Here is a 20,589-nt window from a genome sequence, read left to right as displayed (position 1 = left end):
TATTTCAGAATAGTTCACGAATTTTAATCGGAAAAACTGATCAGTTATGCCGACTAATCCCCGTGTGAAACCCCGATAGTCTTTGCTGACATAAGCCGCACCACAGACATCGGGGTGCCCGGCAAACCGGTTCAGAGGAGGATACAATGAAATTTCTGCTAACTACTGCACTATCCCTGACAATGGCCATCAGCGCGACATCCGCAATGGCGGACTGCGATGAGGGTGAAGTCGTCGTAAAGTTCAGCCACGTCACCAACACCGACCGCCACCCCAAAGGCATCGCTGCGACACTGTTGCAAGAACGCGTAAACGCCGAGATGGATGGTGTGATGTGCATGGAAGTGTTCCCGCAGTCATCGCTTTACAACGATGACCAAGTGCTTGAGGCGATGCTACAAGGCGACGTTCAACTGGCCGCACCATCCTTGTCCAAGTTCGAGGCATTCACCCGTCAGTTCCGTATCTTTGATTTGCCGTTCATGTTCGCAAATATTGAAGCCGTAGATCAGTTCCAAGCGTCTGACACGGGTCAAGCGATGCTCGATTCCATGCAGCGCCGCGGTCTTCAAGGTCTCGGATACTGGCACAATGGCATGAAGCAGATGTCGGCCAATGTCCCGCTGATGGCGCCGACAGACGCCGAAGGACTGAAGTTCCGTGTTCAGCCGTCCGACGTGTTGATCGCGCAGATGGAGGCCATGGGCGCATCCCCGCAGCCGATGTCCTTTTCTGAGGTCTACGGTGCCCTCCAAACGGGCGTCGTTGATGGTCAAGAAAACACATGGTCCAACATCTGGGGTCAAAAGTTCTTTGAAGTTCAGGACGGGACCACACAGACCGACCATGGCATCATCGACTACCTTGTTGTGACGTCCGTCGATTTCCTCGACAGCCTTGAGCCAGAGGTCCGTGACCAGTTCTTGACGATCCTCAGCGAAGTCACCGAAACCCGCAACGCAGAGAGCTTTGCGGTGAATGAAGAGGCCAAGCAATCCATCATCGACGCAGGTGGTGTGATCCGTGAGTTGACACCAGAGCAGCGTGCAGCATGGGTCGAAACTATGAAGCCCGTTTGGGAGCAGTTCGTGGATGACGTGGGCCAAGAAAACATCGACGCCGCACAAGCGATCAACGTAGCCCTGTAAGGGTCTGACTTTACACAAACAATCGGATCGGCTGCCGTTGTGGCCGATCCAATTTTGAGGAGGGATAGCAATGTCAGGTGGATTTCAGCCCAAAGGGCGGTTCGGTGCATTCGTTCACACCATCGAAGAGAGCATCATCGCCGTGTTGCTCGGTTTGATGACCCTTGTGACGTTTATCAACGTCGTGATGCGCTATGGATTTAACAGCCAATTGATCTGGGGGCTCGAGCTGGTTCTCATCCTGTTTGCATGGCTGGTGCTGTTTGGCATTTCTTATGGGTTCAAAGTGGTCAGCCACCTTGGCGTGGATGCTATGCTGAACTTGACGGGAAAATCGACACGTCGCGGGCTTGGTATTTTGGCAACGCTGGCGTGTATCCTTTACGGCGTGCTGTTGCTGAAGGGCGCCTGGGACTATTGGGCGCCGTTTGCGGGGCTGGACGCCACGTCAGGCCGCTGGTTCCCCACAGGATTTGAGGATTCCCGCGATCAAGGTTGGTATGAAACCGAACAGGTACCGATACCGTTCGCGCAAACCTGGCTCGAAAACACGTTCAACATGGGTGAAGCTTACGAGAAACTGCCACGCTTAGTTCCTTACGCGATGTTGCCGTTCGCGATGGCGTTGATGTTGTTTCGTCTGGTGCAAAATTTAATCCGAATTCTGCGCGGAGAGATCGACACAATCATTGTCAGCCACGAAGCAGAAGACGCCGTTGAAGAAGCCGGCGCAAGCTTGTCCAAGGAGACTTAAGTCATGGAAGTCGCAATTCTTTTTGGTATGGTCATTGCCTTGCTGGCGGTCGGTGTGCCGATTGCTGTGGCCCTTGGCCTGTCGTCAACGTTGTTCTTGCTGGTACTGTCTGACAGCTCCCTCGCGTCCGTAGCGCAGTCGCTGTATCAGGCGATGGCGGGGCATTACACGCTTCTGGCAATCCCGTTCTTCATTCTCGCGTCATCGTTCATGTCGACGGGCGGTGTCGCGCGACGTATCATTGATTTTGCGATTGCGATCATTGGTCATGTGCGTGGCGGTCTCGCGATTGCGGGCGTTCTGGCGTGTATGCTTTTTGCAGCCCTGTCTGGCTCATCTCCCGCAACGGTTGTCGCTGTCGGGTCCATTGTGATCGCAGGCATGGTGAAGTCCGGTTACACCAAAGACTTTGCAGCGGGCGTCATCTGTAACGCGGGGACGCTTGGCATATTGATCCCGCCATCCATCGTGATGGTCGTTTATGCCTCGGCCACAGATGTGTCCGTGGGGCGGATGTTCCTTGCGGGCGTCATTCCGGGCCTTTTGGCGGGCTTCATGCTGATGGTCACTATCTATGTCATCGCACGAGTCAAGAATCTGCCAAAAGGCGAATGGCAAGGATTTGAGCAAGTGTTCTCGACCATTCTTGATGCCTCTTGGGGGCTGTTCCTGATGGTGGTCATCTTGGGCGGTATCTATGGGGGGGTGTTCACGCCGACCGAAGCCGCAGCGATTGCCTCTGTCTATGCCTTTATCGTGTCAATTTTCATTTACCGCGACATGGGGCCATTGAAGGGACGCAGTTGGCTGCCCGAAGCAGAGGCCGACTTAGGCTTGTTGGGGCTCCGCGTCTGGGGATTCACGTTAGTCACTTTCATTCTTTATGCGATTGGCTGTTTCATGATGGGTGCGCCGATGTGGTTCGCCTTTGCGGCCGCTGGTACGTTCTTTGTGGTAGCTTTGGTTTTGGCGAAGCTAATCGCCAAAGCAGTGCCCGCAGGCAATGGGATGCAAGTCGCAACGGGGGCTGTGCTGATCTTGGGCGTGCTGCCGATGCTCTATGCAGTCTATTCGGTGCTTACATCTGACGTGGCGATATTGTTTGTGATCGTACAGGTCATCGGAGCGGTGTTCATCCTATTGCTGCCACCGTCGGTTTTCGTGTTCAGCTTGGTGCGCGGGGCGCAGCGGTTGGAAGTGTCGGGTGGCGGCTATGCCGAGTCTTTGATGGTGGGAGGCAAGAACCTATTGCGCGCCAACGCGGAAAACGTGATCTTCGCGATCCCAGCAGTCTTTCATCGTGACACCAAACACACGCTTCTTGAGGCCGGCAAGCTGACGATCATGTTGATGTTCATCATCGCAAACGCGTTGATCCTGAAACATGTTTTGACAGACGAACAAATCCCGCAACATATTACCGAGGTGATGCTGGCAGCAGGTCTTGGCCCGATTACATTTCTGATCATCGTCAACATAATCTTATTGATCGGTGGACAGTTCATGGAGCCGTCGGGGCTGATTGTAATCGTCGCGCCGCTAGTGTTCCCGATCGCAATTCAACTGGGCATCGACCCGATCCACCTTGGCATCATCATGGTGGTGAACATGGAGATCGGGATGATCACGCCGCCAGTTGGCTTGAACCTGTTCGTGACATCCGGCGTCGCGAACATGCCGATGATGCGGGTCGTGCGCGCGGCTCTGCCTTTCTTGGCTGTGCTCTTCGTGTTCCTGATCATGGTGACCTACATTCCGTGGCTGTCTACCATGTTGCCCACCACATTTATGGGGCCGGAAATCATTACGAATTAGGCGCGTTGGTCGATGAAGATTCGAAGCAAGCCTTCTGCGTTCTATACAATTCAGGTGCGTCAAATCCTGACCCATTGGCAGCTCCTGTTGTGGCTAGATTTACATTGCGCAACAGCCGCGATTGTCAGCTCTCCGCCGATACTGTTGAAAAACTTCGTTTTTGGCGAAATTGATGAATTTATTGTCCGTACAGGGCAACCAACTTCTTGGGGCGAGGGGGTCGGCCAATTTAGGCTTCTGCCGCTCGTGTGTCAGCTCACTGCGCCTCATGATATATCTCATCTGACTTTTTGGCATCACGGCCTCTCTCCGAAAAATCGCGACATCTGAAATTCGGAGTTTTTCAACAAAATCCGCCCTGAGCAGCCGTTCGTGCACCCTGCAGCATCGGTCAGATTGGGCTCGAAGCTGCCTTGCGGCAGTGCAGCAGCACGTCTGCGGCGAAATTACGCGTGATCGCCGTTGCCCAGGGACCGGTATCAGCCCGAAGCGGATCCACAGACCTTGGCGCGACATGGCGATAGCTGACCTTCGCCGCGCGGGTCACGAACAGGGAAAATTGCGGACAAAGCACCATTTCGCTGCGGCTGCGCCAATGTCCGGTTTCCTCACATCTGCGGGCAGCTTTGCAATGCTATGAATGCTAAAATCGGCCGAACTACATGGAAGACACGTATAGACGAGCATTTTGACGACATCGAAGGAAGAGCCAGCCAATGGGCTCAATCTAAAACTGCGCTCGTCCGACGCGGCTTGAGGCCCTCGCAGATCGCGTCCACAAACGCGCGCAGGTGCGGTTGCTGCAATGCAGATGGCCGGGTCACTACAAAAGCTTCAAGGCTGGGTAGCACAATTTCTGGAAATATTTCATCAAGATGCTGGGCATGAACCCTTGGTAGCACGGCTGCACCTAGGCTTGCATCCACCGCCGCAATCTGGCCACTGAAGGACGACATTCTTAATCGCGACTTCGTAAAGCCTGCTGCCTGGGCGGTTCTCATATGCGGCTCACTCAATAGTGGGCCGGTCACGGAGATAAAGTCGACTTCGTGTGGTTTGACATCAAGCGGCAACGACGCCCGATAGGTTTTGGTGGCAAAAATACCAAACGCAATAGGTGCTACTTTTTTGTAGATCAGCGAAGGCTCACCAAGATTTGCGACGCGGACCGCGACATCTACTTCCCCCCGCGCGACTTTTCGATACTCGGCTTCAGTTGCATACTCGATGATGCAATCAGGATGGACTGCCGAGAAACCGGCGATCACGTCCAGTATAAATGACAAAAATCCGTCGCCACTCGTCAATCTGATGAGGCCTGAAAGACGCCCAGATTCTCCGGTGCTTTTGTCTCGTTCATGCTCGATATCACGGGATAAATCGCGTGATATATCTGCAAGCGCGCGACCTTTTGTCGTAAGGGTACTGCCATCGACGCCGCGTTCAAGCAATGGGTAGCCCATTGTGTCCTCTAGCTTGGTCAAACGTCTTGATACTGTTGAGACTGCGAGGTTCAACTGCTTGGCAGCACCTAAAAAGCTACCGCGCTGCGCCACGGCAAGTAGCAGGCGCAAATCATCCCAGTTTGGTTCAATTTCCATAGATCACCTCTTGGTGCTTTGCATCAGTGCAAATCTATTTGGCATATATAACTGTTTTTGAAAACCCTGTCGCACCCATGTTCAATGCACTGACAACAATCAAACAGGACATAAAAAATGAAAATTGCAATTGTGACAGGTGCGACAAGTGGCATCGGAGAGGCGACATCGAGATCGCTTATCAATGCTGGATATCAGGTCATGCTTACCGGACGGCGTGTCGATCGTCTTGAAGCGTTGGCGCAAGATCTAGGTGAACGTTCCGCCTATCATGTGACTGATGTGACGTCACGCCAGGACATGACGGCCCTTGTCGAAAAGACGATCCAAACATTCGGCGAACCAAATGTTCTAATTAACAATGCTGGTGTGATGCCTTTGTCGTTTTTTGCGTCTCGCAAGGTTGACGAATGGGACCAGATGATCGACGTCAACCTCAAGGGTGTTCTGTACGGCATTGACGCCGTTCTACCTTACATGCTCGGACAGGAGGATGGTCATATCGTCAACGTAGCCTCCATCGCTGGTTTGCAAGCAGGCCCTGCATTTGGGGCATACTCAGCGACAAAATTTGGGGTGCGTGCGCTCAGCGAAAGCTTGCGACAGGAAGTTGGAGCCAAGAACATTCGCGTGAGCGTCATCTCCCCAGGCACAGTCCAAACTGAATTATTTGGCACTATCACCGATGAAAACGTTCTATCGGTCATCCAAGCCGGCTTTGACTATGAGCCAATGCAGCCCCAAGTTATCGCAAGTTCAATTCTGTATGCCTTGGATCAACCAAACTCGGTATGCGTCAGCGAAATTGTTGTTCGTCCTACCGGACAAGTCTAATCATTGATTGTGAACACTACAGCGGCAGCAGCTCAGGGTATCGTACGTTGCTGCCGCAAAAAGCCACTTTTCATTGCATAACAGCCGTTCAGCCAAAGTGCAGCAAACGGAAGATTGGGCTCTCACCCGGCTTTCGCCGCATGCTGTACGAACGCCAGCTTTAGGGAAACGGGCCAAACTTTGCAAAGTACACTAACTGCGCACTGCTGACCTTGGTGCGGAGCGCAGCATGTAGGATCAGCTCTGGATGGGTTTGAACGGCTGCTTTGACCTGTCCGCTCCGGCGATTTCGCTGGTGCAGCTAACGGCAGCTCTCCGCCCCTCTCAGCCAAAGTTGGGCCAATGCTGCACTCTGCACGAATGACTTGGAAGGGTTGGAACCGGAACTTCAGGTATGGCACAAAAAGCGCTGCCGTTTGGCTGGCCTGATTTCAAAGCGTTTTGCGCTTCATAGATACGTTTGACGCGAACTAGAGCCTCGCGGAACAGCACCTTGCCGGATCTGCTTGGAAGCGAGAGGCGGCGCTCTACCGTCTCGATGTTTTGCTCGGTGATGCAATAGGCCTTTAGCACCTCAAGCATCGCGCCCTCTCCGATATCCAGGAAGGCCAACCGCAGACGCAACCGGGCCTCATGTGCCGCCTGACCGCAATACGGCGCGTCGATCCCATCTATGGTTTGGCCTGCCGCAAACCAATCGCGCCCGATCGATCTAGCCACTTTTGCCAAATCGGGTGACAACCATTGCTCGCCATCCACCTTGCGGCGCAACAGCGCTTCTAAAGGGGTGATGGATTGTGCAGCGCGGAGCGGAATGCCCGCAGATCCTTGCGGTCCTACCTGGTGCAATTCAGGCTCATGATCAGCGCCCCCTTGCATCAACCATTTCCGCCCGAAAGATGTGATCCGGTACCTTCGCAGACCCACCTCACCAGACTGAACGCGGGTCAATCCGACAAGCGCCAGAATTCCGCAGACCTCCGCCTGAACCGTTCCCAGTGTTTCAATCTCATCACCAACCGAATGCGCAAGGATCGCATCGGCCATACCTGGCGACCAGACCAGCCGCGCATTCGACTTCAACATCGGAGGTAAAACCTTGCGCGCATTTATCCAGAATTTGGACGCCACCGGAAATCCGCCCCCTGACAAAAGGCGTTGCAAGACATACTCGACGGCGGGATCACTACGGCGCAATTCTGCGACACGTCGCACCTGCCGCATCACTGTCGATGGCTGCGCGCCGCGCGTCCGAGCGACAGATCGCATACTGCCATCCGAGGTTTCGGTTTCCAAATACGCCGTGACATCAGGAGGCAACCAATCGGGGATCAACATGCAGCACCGCGACGCCGGAGGCGATTCCCCTGCCCCCATACCGTTTCAATTTCGAAAGGTAACTTTCCGGTTTTGGCGCGCAGTTTACACATCACGACATCCACCAGTTTAACTTCCGGTTGCTCGAAACTTGAATAGACTCGGTCCATCAACTCCTGCTTGCCCAATACCCGCCCCTTTGCATGCATCAACGCATCCAAAAAACCGGCCTCCAACCGGGTTAAACGCACCGAAAAACCGTTGAAAGAAACCTCATTGCTTTCAGTGTCCAACACTGCCCCCGCGTAGCTGCGCACATTTGGCTCAACGACAGCCCTGCCCAAAACCAGAGACAGGCGCGCCTCGACCTCATCGATCGACATTGCCTGCGATAAAACCTCATCCGCTCCGGAGAGCAGCAATTCGCGCGCATTCTGGCCGACTGCCCCCCACAAAACGACCGGCCTCCCCTTGGATTGGGCTTTGACCAAAGCGATGTCAGCGGCGGCGCTGGTGGCCAGGATCAATACGTCCGCCGAGATATCGCCAGAGTACTCACTGGCAGCCACAACATCCCCGCCTATCTCGGAAACCACCCCGCAACTGGCCAGCATGTCGGCCCGGTACCGGGCTTCTTCCGGGCTGTAGCCCCCAAGAATACACAGCATGTCTTATTCCGGCTCCAAGAGATCGGGATCATCCCAACCCGGCCGCGTGTATTGATCCACCCAGGCAGACCCGTCCCACATAGCGCGCAGCGCCTCGTCTTCGACAATCACTTCCCAGTACTCACCCGCACTGAACACTGGTGTCCGGCGTTGCCAAGCCCCCTCCCATCGATAGGCAATATCCCCGTCCCAACCGGCCCATTCACCCGTTGCACCAGTCGCAACGATGTAAGCGTCTCTTTCATTTGTCTCCAAAGGCGGCGCGGTCAGATCGCGATCAATAACCCGATGAAAGGTCACCGGCAGAGACGGCGCCATAAATTCCGCGCCCTTCCATTCACCCGGTCCCCAAAAGCTTGTGCCGATCAATATCCCGGGTGCAGCGACATTTTCGAAACGCGGCCTGCCAATAAAATTCAAAGCAGGATAGCCAAGATCATAACCATGCCCAACCGCAAGGACGCCGCCGACACCAACAGGTGCGGTGTCGACCAATCCGGCATTTTCCAGATTGCCATCAAGCACACCCCAAATTTCGACCACTGAACCTTCTGAGCCCGGTCTGAACGTAAACATGCCTGAATAATATGTGCTGCGATCGGCCAGTGCGACACCGCGCGTCCAAGACGGGTTGTCGGCCATGGAAACAGTGACGCCAACCGGAATTTTCAGATGCACAGGCCGATCGATCACCACGTCCCCTGCCAGCGTGATATCCTCATCTATGAGGAGAACAGCCCCAGAGGCGGCGGCTTGGCGAGCCAAGCGCTCGACTTGGGCCGCAGCGACATTGCCGCGACCAATTTTCTTGCCAACGCTCAGCGAACCACCACCGTCATAGGCGTTTGAAAACATCGTTTTACCCATTTTCAATATCTCCATGCTGGACAGAAATTTTGGCCCCAAGGTCACTCAAGGCCCAAAGGTATTGCGCTTCTGGAACCCCGGGCATCAAGGTATTGATGTCCAGGCTTTCGACGCTCCCAGGCGCATATCTCCAGCCGCTGGAACACTCCGAAATGGACGGCGTTTCCGGCGCGGCCGTCGCAGTTACAAGAATTGAATACCCGCTTTGATTTTGGAAGTAGACCTGACCACTGACCGGCCCGGCCAACAACGTTGGCACACCGGCCAATGCGGAAATGAGTCCCTTGAAAGCCATTATTTTTGCCCTCCTGAAGAGCAGTCGCGCCAATTGCACGACAAGATTGAGATCAGAACGAAACCCGTCGCGCGGGCATCTTCGATTGAGCCATCCGCAAGAGCGGCGGCATGGGCTTTGGCAGGCGCTTGCGCCGCGTCCAAAATGGCGGCAGCCTTGCCTTCGCTGCGCGGATGCTCACCGAGAAAGGTCGCGCAGCCCGGCGCGAACAGCGTCAGGATCATCAGGCAAATCAGTCGCCGCATCGTCCGTTTCCTTTCGTGTTTCGATGTAGGATCGAGCGCCCTCCAGCTCGGAAGTCGCCGCGCCCAATTCCGCTTTGGTTTGGGCCTGGTTTGATCCAAGCCAATACGCGGCGACCAACACAGCCAGCAGCAGCGCAAAGACAAGCGATCGGAACGTCACCGCAGCCCCGTCATGCAAAGCCGGTATTCCTCGGCACGGCGGTTCGAGAGACCAGGAACAACCCTGCCCCCCGCCCGGTTCCAGCGTGGCAACTCTTTGCACGCTCCGGTCAAATCTCCTGCATTGGCTTTGCGTACCAAGGTAGATCCGCAGGCTGCACTGATGCCGACATTGTAGGCCCAACTGTAGAGCGCGACTTTCATGCTTTGAGGCATGCGCGCCTCGATGCCGTCGTCGATGCACCTATTGAGCCGATCGGCATAGGCTTTCACCTGCACAGCTAACATCTGATCACACTGATCTTTACTGTGGCGGTCATCAGGCACTACCCCATTGGTTTCGCCATAGCAGACCGTCCAGACCCCCACGATGTCGCGATAAGCATCGGTGCGCAGCCCTTCCCAGGGTGCAATAAAAGAAACGGCCGCTGCGATGGCAGCGGCCGCTCCAGCCAAAACACGTTTTTGCATGGTGCTAGTCCTTTGTGCCGTATTTCAATTCGATCTCAAGACGGGCCAGACGGCGCATTTCGCGCTTGTGCAAAACGTTCGATATATAGCCACCCACTGCGCAAAAACAGCCAACCACCGCCATCCAGTCGGTGAGCGTCAAAGTGCCCGTGATGGCCATTGCCGCTCCGCTCCATGTTGTGGAAGAGATCACTCCACCAACCTTGTCATCCATCTTCACACGCCTCCTGCTTGGCTCAGCGTCCCGCCTTTTGCCGTAACTGTATCCACGCTCTGCATTCCGTTTTGCATGAGCGGCTGCCCGTTAATATTTCTCTGCAAGATCCGCGACCCCTGCCGGAAGGTCGGGCCAAGCGGGATCGTCGCCGCTTGAAATCGCTGCGCGGCATTCATCCAACATCGCTGCCACCCATGCGCGACCTGCGCGAAATATGTCCATATCACCCGCATCCAATTCGCCCGCGATCGCAGCGCCCTGGATATTTGAAAGCGTATATTCATCCAACACCGCTAGAATATTGGCGCGGCATTTGCCCTTGATCGCCCCGGCTCGTGCAACCATGTCCGCCGCAGATTGCGCCTCTCCGGTGATGATCTGCGAATAATCAATTGCCTGCATTTGTCGTGTCCTCAACATTGAATGGCGGCATGGGGATAGGCCCGTCGCTATCCATCGAAATCGTCACCGGAAACAGCGTCTCACTTGGCGCATTGGCCCCATGCGGCAGCGCAAGCGTCAAATGCAACGCGCCGTCAATTCGAGTTGCATCCCCGATGATTTGGTCGGTCGGGATTGCATCCCCTGGCAAGACATCACCATTCGACACAGGCCCGAAATCCAGCGCCAAACCATCAATCAACAAGCTGTCACCGCTGCGGACAATCTCTTGCCTGGTATCGCTGCGAACTGGCGAAAAGCTGATTTTCATATCTTTCTCCTTAGAACCAACGTCCGGTCGCGATAACGCTGCCGGTCACGTCAAAATCCGTAGTGTCGCCATTGGTCTTTGATGCCCGCAATGACCCCCACCCCGTCGCCGTAGGGGCTTGATATGGGCTGGCTGTTATTGACCGCCCAGCAATCCCGACAACGGAATCCGGCGTGAAATTTACACTCGCAGCCGGAACGCCAACAAATGCCGCTGGCCACGTGACACTGACCAAATCGGATGTGTACGGGTAGGCATAAGTTCCAGATCCATTTGTCTTAATTGAACCGAAATCCAGCCCTGCAATCGTGCAAATCTGCGTTCCATCCGCAAAGCGCACATATTCCCCATTGGCATTCGACCCACGTTCAATCACCGCGCCTGTAGGGACGCCGCCATCTTGTGAAACCGTCCCTAGAACCGTTTCAGCATTGTACAATTCGCGCCACTCAGACCAGCCCGTTGCCGCAGTTGAAATTGTGCGGACTTTAACCTTGGCATTCGTCCCGAAATTATACGCCGTTTGCGTGACGTAGCCGTCAACAGTGCCAAGGGGCGAGTTTGTGCAAATCAATGCAAACGCCCCGCCGTACTCAGGAAAAGGATTGTCACCCGGCGTTGCCGATGCATGGCTTGCGCTAAAACCGTAGTAAAATCCGGACGTATACAAGGTATCAAGATTGCCGATCAATATCCCCGCATCCGCCCCAAGGCCAAACGCGCCGGTTGTCAGAACGCAGCCCGCCGTTGTGTCCGTAGCGTTGGATTGGACAGCGCTGCCGGTGATTGGCACGTCAATTTTGAGCGCCGCGGATGACAACAACACGCGCTGCACACCGCCAACCGCCGCGCCCAACTGCCCCGCCGCCTTGCGGAACCACCCCAGCGTGGTTTCACCCTCAAACGAAACAGCCGGCTGCCCCGCACTGCCGTTGCCGAACCTGCCAGCAAGCGGCCCATCGAGCATGCTTGACCATTGCGAAATCGCGCCTTCCAGCGCGTCATAGGCCCGCTGATAGAACCCGACCAGCGGCGCAACAGCGTAACTCTGACCTGATTGAGAAGAACCAAGATATGCCGGTGAAATTGTCAACGCCGTGTCACCGACAACGCCGGTAATTTCATAGCCGACAGAACCGCCCTCAAGCCGGAACTCCTGCCCCACCTTGACGTTTTGCACAAATGCGGTGCCAGTGCCTGTCACCGTCGCTGACCCATTGGACACGCTCACGCTGCCCGTTTTATACCATGCCATGATTTGCCCTCTTTGCAATTTCGCCGCAAACCATCACTTGCGAATTACTTCGATTTGGATAGTCGCGCCTTCGTATGAAGCGCTATTGGACGCGCTGTTGCTGGCTGCGAATAATCGGATATTCCAGCCGCCATGCGTGGACGGATCAAAGATCGCGATATAGCTGCCGCTGTTCCACATTTCTGTGCCCTGGAAATTGGTCAGACGCAGGTTTTCCTGCATAAAATCCCATGTAGGTGTGCCCGCTGCGCGGACCTGCGGTGTAAAGCCTATGTAGCTATCCGCGCCGAATGATCCGCCGTTATTGGTCAATGTGGCGGTGATCGTCATGCGGATATAATAGCCTTCGGGCTTCTCGACATAGACCGACGTTCCATTCGCATAAGCCCCGGCTGCAAGCGTGCCAGCCAACGGTGCCGTGTTTGCTATAGAGCTAACCGCGCCCTCAACCAGCATTTCGCCGGTCACAACCAAATCGGTCGTATTGATTTTTTCTGCCGTAATTCCGCCTGCTTCAATGTGCCCGGCGGTGATTGAACCCGCCGCGATATGTTTCGCCAAGACAGACCCATCCAGCAAAATATTATCCGCAGAAAAGCGCAGGCTCGATGTCGGCCCGCTCACAGGATTATCAGCCGCGACCATCTCCAATCCTGCCGATGCGCCACCCGCAGCAAGCCGCATTGTGTAGGTCGCGGATGCGTTGCCGCTTAGCGTGGCAATGGTCGTTGCGTGCGAATTGACGGTTGAAGCGGTTCCATCAACATCCGAGCGAAGTTGCTGGCTGGCGTTTGATACGGACGTAACGCCCTCTTCGGTTTCCTGAACTCTGGTCGTCAAACTGGACAACGCCTGCGCAGTGCCGGAAACGTCTTCCTGCGTATCGGTTAAATCCGATTCAAGCTGCGTAATATCCGACGCCTGGCTTGATACATCACCCTCGACATCTGAGACGCGCGTGGACAACCCCGATAGCGCCGCCGCGTTGCCGGAAATATCATCGCCCGCGCTTGTCAGGCCTGCTTCCATTTGCGTGATCTGCTCCGCGAGCGCTTCATCCTCTGCCGCCCGCGTCTTGCTTTCCGCCACAAGTGCTGCGTTAGCCGCATCAACTTCAACCGCAAGCGCCAACCGCTCCGCCGCCTGAGCCTCAAAGTTTTCATTTACCTTTGCATGCAACTCGCGCTGGCCTTGTGCCGTTGCCTCCCTGGCTACAACGTCACCCTGCCAACGGCCCCACAGGTCGCCAATATCGCGCAAAACGCCTTCATCAACACTGAGACCCCGCGCCCGGGTAACCTCAACCGTGTCCCTGATCGCGGCAACATCCCCCAGCGCTTCAAGGGATTGTTCTGCCGCTGTGACACGCAATTCGGCGGCGTTGAATTCAGCTTGCGCCACCTTATCGACCAAAACGCCGTTTAAGCTATCAAGCGCCTCCGTAACCGTCACCATCGTCACCAACCCGCCATCCACGGTCAACGTGTCGGCAAGCGTTGTTATCGCCCCGTCTTGCGCGTTCAAAGACGTTTCAAGGCTGGTGATCTGCAACGACAAATCGCCAATGACCGGAATTCGCGTCGGATCAAGCACCACCCCGGAAATCGCCGCATTCATTTCCGCGAAGGTCACTTTTTGGCTTATCTCAGCCTCAACGCCCGATATGTTGATTTCAGCCCGCGCGATCCGCTCCGACGCTTCGGTAAACGCCGCGATCTGCACAAGACCGGTATCCGCATCTATGACAATTCCTGCGCCCGCCAAGGTCCGATCCGTTTTGAACTGCGCCCACTGCACATCCATTAAACGCTGATAAGATTCCTCAAGGCCCGCATCCAATCGGGGGATTTCATTCGCCAAGGGCTCAATTCGGTTCAATGGGCCAAGCGATGCAATCACCGCATCCCTAAGATCCGCAATCGTGCCTTCGGCTTGATCAAGCGCCGCATCATGGCGATCATGTGCCTCGGCAATTCGGGCAGCGGTTTCATCCGCAAAATCTGCCTCGGTTAGCCGGACATCGCCGGTGGCGACCTGATCCCAATCAGACCATGGCGTCCCCAACACATCGGAGACAAACCGGAGCCGAACCAGATAGCTTTGATCCGGAAGCAGTCCTTCGCTGATGACATGACCGCCCAGCTCAGCATCGGGCAGCATGGCTGAATGGACCAATGTTTGCGTGACAGCTTCCACAACCTGCCACATCACCCCGTAAATGGCGGAGTTTTCGGGCGGCATCCAAGTCAATCCAATCGCTGGCCTGCGGACGGTTTCAGCGCCGTCAACACTATTGACCGCGCTCGCTGTAAATCCTTCGACCTCTGCCTGATCAACCTCTGCCAATCCGACCGGCGCGGACATCATAGGGCGGTAATCATCCGTTGGCTGCCAGTTGTAGCTATCCGGATCCGTTTCGGCGACATCGGCAATCACATCGCCGTTGGCCATTTGGGCAATCGCATCAACCCGAAACACCTTATCCGAATAGCCGTTGCGGTCCGATGTCCATTCGATGTGATCATCAACCTCTAAAACGCTATACATCGGGGGCAACGGCAGTTTGTGCACACGGGCTTGACGGGCTTCTGAAAGCGCCGCCCTCATCAACCGCTGAACTTGCTCCGGATATGGCACAGCAGTTAAATCCGCATTTGCCGGCAATTGGCGGTTCCCGTCCTGAATCTCATAGTCCGGGTTGGTCAAGATCGGGGCGGATTGGTTTTGCCACACCTGGTCTGGATCCGGATAGGTCGCGGTGATCGCGTTGACGGTTTCCGTCAAGGCAGGGAACACGCCAAACCGCTGCGAAGTCAGCGACAACAAATCCCCGTCTGTGATCGACATGGCCGGCTCGGAGGGATCGCCAATGCGGTAACGGTAGCGCGCACCGACAAATGACACCTGACCATTGGACGCTGCTGTGATTGCTTCAAAGACATCCGCAATCGGTTCATCAACACTGACCTCATACCCGGCGCGATAGCGCGCAGGAATGGCGGTTGAACCGAACACTTCGAGGCGTTCCGCATCGTCCATTGCCGCCGCACCTGGAACATCGGCGCGCTCGCGCGCGATCTCTGCCGCCCACTCTTGCGCGTCCATAGGTGCGGGCGTTTGCGGGCCGTACAGCGCAACTCCGGAATGTGACAACCCCTGCAACAAAGTATGCGCCATTGCGCCGGGCTGGTCGCTGTATGCGGTGCCTGCCCCCGGTTCTTGCAAATGAATGCCCTTGAGAACAAAGACAATCTGCGGAAACGACGTGAAATGCTTTGTGTTGTGTTTGAAATGAGTGACGGCATAAGCAACGCCGGTTCCGATGTGCCGATCTGTCCAGGGCCGCTCGACAGTCGAAAGGTGATCAATCAAATACTGGTCCGCAGCAGTTTGATTGCCGTCATAGAACTTCACCCATCCGAGCGTGAATTCCTCAGTCACCTCTTCGACACGCACCACGTCAGTGATGCTTGTGTTGCCTTCACTTCCAAGCGGGCCAAAGCCGACAAGTGTTTTCTTAATGTATGTGTTAAAGCTCTTTAGCGGCCAGCCTCGTCCAGACGCGCTGGGATTTTCAAAATCAATCTCGCAGCGCTTCCCGTCTACCCAAACTTCTTCAATTCCCTCGATCGGCAAATCCGACAAAGCCGTAACCCGCGAGTAGATTTTCTTGTTCGATGTTGTGTTGTGATACACCAGCGAACCCGCTGTTGCACAACGGCCAAGGATAAAGGATCTCGGCAAGTCCGCGCCTTGCTCGATCTGCCCTTTGATGCCAGGCGGTTTGGGGCCTTTTTGCTTGCCTTGCATCGCTGCACCAAGCGCATTCAACGCGAGCCCGATGGCCAACCGAACAGCAAGTTGCCCAACGACACCCAGGCCGCCAACCCAAGTCGCAACAGCGCCGACAACGGCAACTGCCGCAGAAAAAACAGCCATTTACAGACACCTCAAGAATTTTTGTTCGGCAGGCTGATACCCCTGCCGTTTCAGCAACCGCCCCAGCTGGCTGCCAGTGTCGGAGACCCCGACCACCTCTGCGCCCATGGAGGCAGCCCATTGCTCATAGGCGTGCAGCATGGACAGTGCCGCACGGCCTCCCCGACAAGCGGGGGAAAGATAGAAAATCAAATAGTCTGCAATGCGCGTATCCGCCCAAGGGCTCGAGCCTATCGATCCGGCCAACAGTCCTTGCACACTGCCGTTTTGATCACGCACCAGAACCACACTCGTTGGATGTGCAATCAAGGCCATCAATGTGCGCTTGGTCGCCCGCTCCTGCGGTTTTTGACCGGCAGGGTCTATTTCGTCAGAATAGGCCTGCACCAACTGCCAAAGATCGGGAATTTCACTCAGCACGGCAAGGCGGATCAAGAGGATTTCCAGATCACTTGCCACGTCCCGACAGAGGCGCTGTGATTGTAAAAATCATCATTGGGGTTGCGCAGTTTTTGATCAGCGTCAGACCGCGTTGATGTGCCTTGCCGCATCAATTCCTGCACATGGTTTGCACAGGTCAGCGCAATGACACTTTCCCCGCCTTCTTCGGGGGTGATGATATCCACCTTGTCGACAAAGCCCAAAAACAGCGGCTGCGCTGCGCCGATGATCCGCTGGCTTTCGGGCGAAAAATACCCCCGATAAATCTCAACCGGCGCAAGCTTTGCATCATACCCGCGCACCAGCGTTTCGGACTGTTCTCCAATTCCCGCGAGCGTGACGTTGATCGTCTGCACTTCCAAGCCTGCAACCATCTGGAAATCCGTCATGGACACCAGATCGCCCGCACCGGTGAAAGTCCGAAACACATTCCCTTCAATCGGGCTCGCCACCTCGGCCAGCACAGATCCGGCACCGGACCATGCCCCCCAACCCAGACGCTGCCCGGTGTCGCGGCTCAATGGCTCGACCCAAAGGAAATCACGCGCGACAAGCGCATCCGCCGCCAGTGCGGCCTGCAATTCTGGTGAATACTGTTTCATCGAAGCACCTGAACTGCTGAAAACGTAACCGCGCGGCGCTGCTTGCTGGTCAACGGGTCATCCAGACTGCCCGGAACAAGCACCGCTTCAATACATGGATCGACCAAGGCCACGGCTTGCCCTGTCAGCACCTGCGGTCTGAGATGCGGAACCACAGCCAACTCTGGCGTGATACCATCCGCACCCGCGACACCTGCACTGGCGATCTGGTGAAAATCCCTGCCGCCGCCCGCGATAACGATCGAGATATAATCGCCAGGGGAAGCCGGCGTCCCTTCAGGCAATCCACTGATCCGAATGGTAGAATTCTCTGTCCCAATCCCATGCACCTGCGGCGCGGCACCGTTCAAGGTCGCGGCACTTGTTAACCCCATGGGAAAACGGGCAGCGGGATCAAATGCGAAGAAGCTGCGGTTCGACCCGCATAGCGTCCTCATGCTGGCCATCACAGATCGGGCCTCAAACAACCGCATGGAAATCGTTTTGAATTGCGCGACCCAAATTGCCGGTCCGAGGTCGCGGCTTTGGGTTCTACCGCTTGCCTGACGCGACACCTCCTGGCGCTCTACCAAATTGAACGTCACGTCCTTCCACTTATGGCCGTTGATCATGTCACGCGGAAAAATCAAATCCATTTAGGCCCCCTTAAAAACGGAATCGTTGCGCATGCGGCCTTGGTGAATTGCGTTTCTGACACGCCCCTCAAAACCCGCAGACAGGGCCCGTAAATTGCTATCGATACGCTCAACCGCCGCCGCATCAGCGCCCCTCGCATCGATCACCGGTGCAAAGGTGAACGACTGCGCGGTCCCGGGCAGCATTTGCCCTTTTGTGTGATCAAAGACGGTCTCGTTGGGGTGCACCAAAGCCATGCGCCCCCCCTTGCCGTCCAGACCACCGGTGCGGCTTCCCTTACCGGTGAACCCCCCGCCATCAAAAGAAGCGATGCTGCCAGCGAAGGCATTGACCAAACCGCTGACAAAGCCGCCGCCGCTCTTTGTTGCGCCGAAACCAAAGGTCTCCATCAACAGCGATTTAATACCGCTCGAAATCAGATCACTGGCAATTTGCTGAAAGACACTGGCCAGGGCTTTGCCCATGTCCTGCCCTTGGACAATCGCCCCGGAAATGGCATCTGACACCTGCCCGAAGGCGTCTTTGACTTTCTGCAAAGCCGGGGAGGCCGAAGCCTTTTCAAAGCTCGATGACACCCCCTCCGCAGCCTGCTTTGCAGCTTCTTCAGCCAGAACCGCATTTTTCGAAATCCCGATTGCCATACCTTCCATCAGGAATTTGCCAAACCGCATAAAGCGCCGGGATGGCGATTTAACTTCCGCCTTTACTTTAGCCGCACCAAAAAGTTGATCGATCGCTCCGCTAATAGATGCTTTGACAGCTTCAACCTTCGCATCGATGCCCGCCTTGATCCCGTTCAAAAGATCAGCGCCAAGCTGCCTGCCTGCCTCAAGAACCGATGCCGCCATTTCACCGATCGCCTGCACAATCATGGGTCCGAGATCTTTAACCGCCTGTACCGCATCCCCGAGAAAGGCCGAAATACCGCTCTTGATCGCACCCACGACAAATTTGCCGCCACGCACAAAGTAGGTTGCAGCGCCATAGATGCCGCTTTCGATACTGCTCGCCAGTCCGCTGACCCACTCGGATGCCGTCGCAAAGCCTGCAACAACGCTGGACTTGATCTTGGCCACAAGCTTGACCCCGACATCCTCGGTTTTGGCGATCAGGGTGCCCATAATTTCGGTCACTCCGGGAAAGGTTTTGGTGAAAAAATCCGCCAACTCGCTGCCGATGTTTTTGACGCTTTGCAACGCGCCCTTGAAGTCGCCTTCCATGAGGGATTTGAACCCTGACACCGCGTCCCCAGAAATCGCAATCGCCGTGCTGACCCCTGCTTTGAGACCCTCCCAAGCGGTAGCCGCCACGCTGGAAACCGCCTTGGCCGCAACGCCAAGCAGCGGGAACCGATCCACCAGATCCGACCAGTTGGTTGCAACATATGCAGCCCCCGCCGCGATCGCGCCAAAAGCAAAGACAACCAGCCCAATCGGCGAAACAAGGGCGGCAATCGCAGTCCCTAAGGGCGCAACTGCCAATAATATCGCCCCCAAACCGACAGCCACAGGACCAGCCACCGCCGCAAGAGAAACCGCCCCCGAAATGATCTTTTTCATGGTTGGCGACAGATCCCGAAACCAGGTGCTTAGGTCGACCACACGCCCGCTGATGTCCTCAAGCACAGGCGCAAGAGCCGCCATCGCCTGGATCACCAGACCTTTCAGGGTTTTGCTGAGACGCGACAGGTTGTCATTGAAGTTTTCCGCCGCCTTGCCGGTTTTTTCATCGATAACCAGCCCAAGATCCCGGGCCTCTTGCAACATCCCTTCCAGACCTTGCTTGCCGCCGTTCAACATCGGGATCAGGGCCGTGCCCGCCCGGCCAAACACCTCAAAGGCCAGCGCCGTTTTCTCGGCCCCATCGGGCATGTTTGACAATACGCCCGCAACTTCTGCCATCACTTCCGAGGTAGGACGCAACTCCCCCTTGGCGGTCTTGATATCGATGCCCATACGGGCAAACAAAGCCGAGGTTTTCTTGCCGCCTTGGGCCGCATCATCCATGTTGCGCGATAGGCGGCGCAGGCTGTTGTCCAGATCAGAAACCCCGACGCCGGACATATCCGCAGCATGGCGCAAGGCTGACAATTCTTCGATCGGCACACCAAGACGCTGCGCAGATTTTGACAACTCATCCGCCGCATTCAACTGCCCCTTGATTGCCACGGCAACGCCCGCCGACATCACAGACAGGCCCGCCCCGATCTTGGCGATTTTCTTGCCAAATCGGGCAACCCGGCTTTCGCCTTCTTTGATGCCTTTTCGGAACCCGCGCGAATCCAATCCGAGAATTGCCGTCAATCGGCCTGCATTGCCGCTCATGTTGCACCCTTTTCTTTTTGGAAGTCTGCCCAGCTCATTTTGGGCAAATCGCTGGCCGCAGCGATCAGCGCGCCTTGCAACGCTTCGGGCGGCAAGCTGCGATCGATGCCGCGCAATTGGTCACAATAGTTTTGAACATCCGCACCATCGCGGCGCAGCGCCACGAACATTGCCTCAGCTTGATCTGCCAAAGCGTAGCGCCGGCGATTTGTGGCGGCTTTCATTTCCAGAACATAGAGGCGAGGCGTGAGCCCCCAGAACCGTTCAGGGCATTGCCCCGCCTCCAGCC

The 20,589-nt window shown here is 55.9% G+C and carries 22 protein-coding genes; 5 read left to right on the top strand and 17 right to left on the bottom strand.

Going from position 1 to position 20,589, the window contains the following annotated elements:
- The first annotated feature begins 146 nt into the window (after window positions 1–146).
- The 4 genes from C8N36_RS03035 to C8N36_RS23930 all read left to right on the top strand — a co-directional run bounded on the left by C8N36_RS03035 (window position 147) and on the right by C8N36_RS23930 (window position 4,047).
- Complete coding sequence (locus tag C8N36_RS03035) at window positions 147–1,148, top strand: DctP family TRAP transporter solute-binding subunit (protein WP_097803154.1); 1,002 nt, start codon at window positions 147–149, stop codon at window positions 1,146–1,148.
- 70 nt (window positions 1,149–1,218) lie between these two features.
- Window positions 1,219–1,902 (top strand): TRAP transporter small permease, encoded by a 684-nt coding sequence (locus tag C8N36_RS03030; protein ID WP_097803153.1) that lies wholly within the window; start codon window positions 1,219–1,221, stop codon window positions 1,900–1,902.
- 3 nt (window positions 1,903–1,905) lie between these two features.
- Window positions 1,906–3,717: a TRAP transporter large permease gene (locus C8N36_RS03025; RefSeq protein ID WP_097803152.1), complete on the top strand. Its 1,812-nt coding sequence runs from the start codon at window positions 1,906–1,908 to the stop codon at window positions 3,715–3,717.
- Window positions 3,718–3,729: 12 nt separating this feature from the next.
- A complete protein-coding gene (locus tag C8N36_RS23930) occupies window positions 3,730–4,047 on the top strand; it encodes a hypothetical protein (RefSeq protein WP_141467955.1) in 318 nt (105 codons plus the stop codon).
- A gap of 392 nt (window positions 4,048–4,439) precedes the next feature.
- Here C8N36_RS23930 and C8N36_RS03010 read toward each other — a convergent pair whose 3' ends face one another.
- Window positions 4,440–5,318, bottom strand: coding sequence for a LysR family transcriptional regulator (locus C8N36_RS03010; RefSeq protein WP_097803150.1), 879 nt, complete (start codon window positions 5,316–5,318; stop codon window positions 4,440–4,442).
- A gap of 117 nt (window positions 5,319–5,435) precedes the next feature.
- Here C8N36_RS03010 and C8N36_RS03005 point away from each other — a divergent pair, with 117 nt between their 5' ends.
- Complete coding sequence (locus C8N36_RS03005; RefSeq protein ID WP_097803149.1) at window positions 5,436–6,152, top strand: SDR family oxidoreductase; 717 nt, start codon at window positions 5,436–5,438, stop codon at window positions 6,150–6,152.
- A gap of 324 nt (window positions 6,153–6,476) precedes the next feature.
- Here the strand turns inward: C8N36_RS03005 and C8N36_RS03000 are convergent, their stop codons facing one another.
- From C8N36_RS03000 to C8N36_RS02920, 16 genes are all read right to left on the bottom strand, one after another.
- Entirely contained in the window at window positions 6,477–7,490 is a 1,014-nt protein-coding gene (locus C8N36_RS03000) for a DUF6456 domain-containing protein (protein ID WP_097803148.1), read from the bottom strand.
- Entirely contained in the window at window positions 7,484–8,137 is a 654-nt protein-coding gene (locus tag C8N36_RS02995) for a winged helix-turn-helix domain-containing protein (RefSeq protein ID WP_097803147.1), read from the bottom strand. The genes C8N36_RS03000 and C8N36_RS02995 overlap by 7 nt, the downstream gene beginning before the upstream one ends.
- Window positions 8,138–8,140: 3 nt before the next feature.
- A complete protein-coding gene (locus C8N36_RS02990) occupies window positions 8,141–9,004 on the bottom strand; it encodes a DUF2793 domain-containing protein (RefSeq protein ID WP_170125783.1) in 864 nt (287 codons plus the stop codon).
- On the bottom strand, window positions 8,997–9,299 hold the full coding sequence (locus C8N36_RS02985; protein WP_097803145.1) for a hypothetical protein: 303 nt from the start codon (window positions 9,297–9,299) through the stop codon (window positions 8,997–8,999). The genes C8N36_RS02990 and C8N36_RS02985 overlap by 8 nt, the downstream gene beginning before the upstream one ends.
- Window positions 9,299–9,544 (bottom strand): hypothetical protein, encoded by a 246-nt coding sequence (locus tag C8N36_RS02980; protein ID WP_141467953.1) that lies wholly within the window; start codon window positions 9,542–9,544, stop codon window positions 9,299–9,301. The genes C8N36_RS02985 and C8N36_RS02980 overlap by 1 nt, the downstream gene beginning before the upstream one ends.
- A 156-nt stretch (window positions 9,545–9,700) precedes the next feature.
- Window positions 9,701–10,174 (bottom strand): lysozyme, encoded by a 474-nt coding sequence (locus C8N36_RS02970; RefSeq protein ID WP_097803142.1) that lies wholly within the window; start codon window positions 10,172–10,174, stop codon window positions 9,701–9,703.
- A 4-nt stretch (window positions 10,175–10,178) separates the two neighbouring features.
- Window positions 10,179–10,388, bottom strand: coding sequence for an HP1 family phage holin (locus C8N36_RS02965; protein WP_097803141.1), 210 nt, complete (start codon window positions 10,386–10,388; stop codon window positions 10,179–10,181).
- Between the two features lie 90 nt (window positions 10,389–10,478).
- Window positions 10,479–10,793 carry a hypothetical protein gene (locus tag C8N36_RS02960; RefSeq protein WP_097803140.1) on the bottom strand — a complete coding sequence of 105 codons (315 nt, stop codon included), beginning with the start codon at window positions 10,791–10,793 and terminating at the stop codon, window positions 10,479–10,481.
- Window positions 10,780–11,103, bottom strand: a complete 324-nt coding sequence (locus tag C8N36_RS02955) for a hypothetical protein (RefSeq protein ID WP_097803139.1) — start codon at window positions 11,101–11,103, stop codon at window positions 10,780–10,782. Before C8N36_RS02955 ends, C8N36_RS02960 begins: the two co-directional genes overlap by 14 nt.
- A gap of 10 nt (window positions 11,104–11,113) precedes the next feature.
- Window positions 11,114–12,358: a pyocin knob domain-containing protein gene (locus tag C8N36_RS24445; RefSeq protein WP_097803138.1), complete on the bottom strand. Its 1,245-nt coding sequence runs from the start codon at window positions 12,356–12,358 to the stop codon at window positions 11,114–11,116.
- Window positions 12,359–12,391: 33 nt separating this feature from the next.
- On the bottom strand, window positions 12,392–16,297 hold the full coding sequence (locus tag C8N36_RS02945) for a phage tail protein (RefSeq protein WP_097803137.1): 3,906 nt from the start codon (window positions 16,295–16,297) through the stop codon (window positions 12,392–12,394).
- Window positions 16,298–16,732 (bottom strand): GNAT family N-acetyltransferase, encoded by a 435-nt coding sequence (locus C8N36_RS02940; protein ID WP_146227637.1) that lies wholly within the window; start codon window positions 16,730–16,732, stop codon window positions 16,298–16,300.
- Window positions 16,729–17,340 carry a hypothetical protein gene (locus C8N36_RS02935; RefSeq protein ID WP_097803135.1) on the bottom strand — a complete coding sequence of 204 codons (612 nt, stop codon included), beginning with the start codon at window positions 17,338–17,340 and terminating at the stop codon, window positions 16,729–16,731. Before C8N36_RS02935 ends, C8N36_RS02940 begins: the two co-directional genes overlap by 4 nt.
- The gene (locus tag C8N36_RS02930; protein ID WP_097803134.1) at window positions 17,337–17,975 is read right to left on the bottom strand and encodes a hypothetical protein; all 639 of its coding nucleotides are present in this window, start codon (window positions 17,973–17,975) and stop codon (window positions 17,337–17,339) included. The genes C8N36_RS02935 and C8N36_RS02930 overlap by 4 nt, the downstream gene beginning before the upstream one ends.
- Window positions 17,976–20,300 carry a phage tail tape measure protein gene (locus tag C8N36_RS02925; protein ID WP_097803133.1) on the bottom strand — a complete coding sequence of 775 codons (2,325 nt, stop codon included), beginning with the start codon at window positions 20,298–20,300 and terminating at the stop codon, window positions 17,976–17,978.
- Window positions 20,297–20,524 carry a hypothetical protein gene (locus C8N36_RS02920; protein ID WP_097803132.1) on the bottom strand — a complete coding sequence of 76 codons (228 nt, stop codon included), beginning with the start codon at window positions 20,522–20,524 and terminating at the stop codon, window positions 20,297–20,299. Before C8N36_RS02920 ends, C8N36_RS02925 begins: the two co-directional genes overlap by 4 nt.
- Window positions 20,525–20,589 lie beyond the last annotated feature (65 nt).

This window comes from Pelagimonas varians (assembly GCF_003208435.1).
GTDB lineage: Bacteria > Pseudomonadota > Alphaproteobacteria > Rhodobacterales > Rhodobacteraceae > Pelagimonas > Pelagimonas varians.
This window is presented reverse-complemented; position numbering and strand designations above follow the sequence as displayed.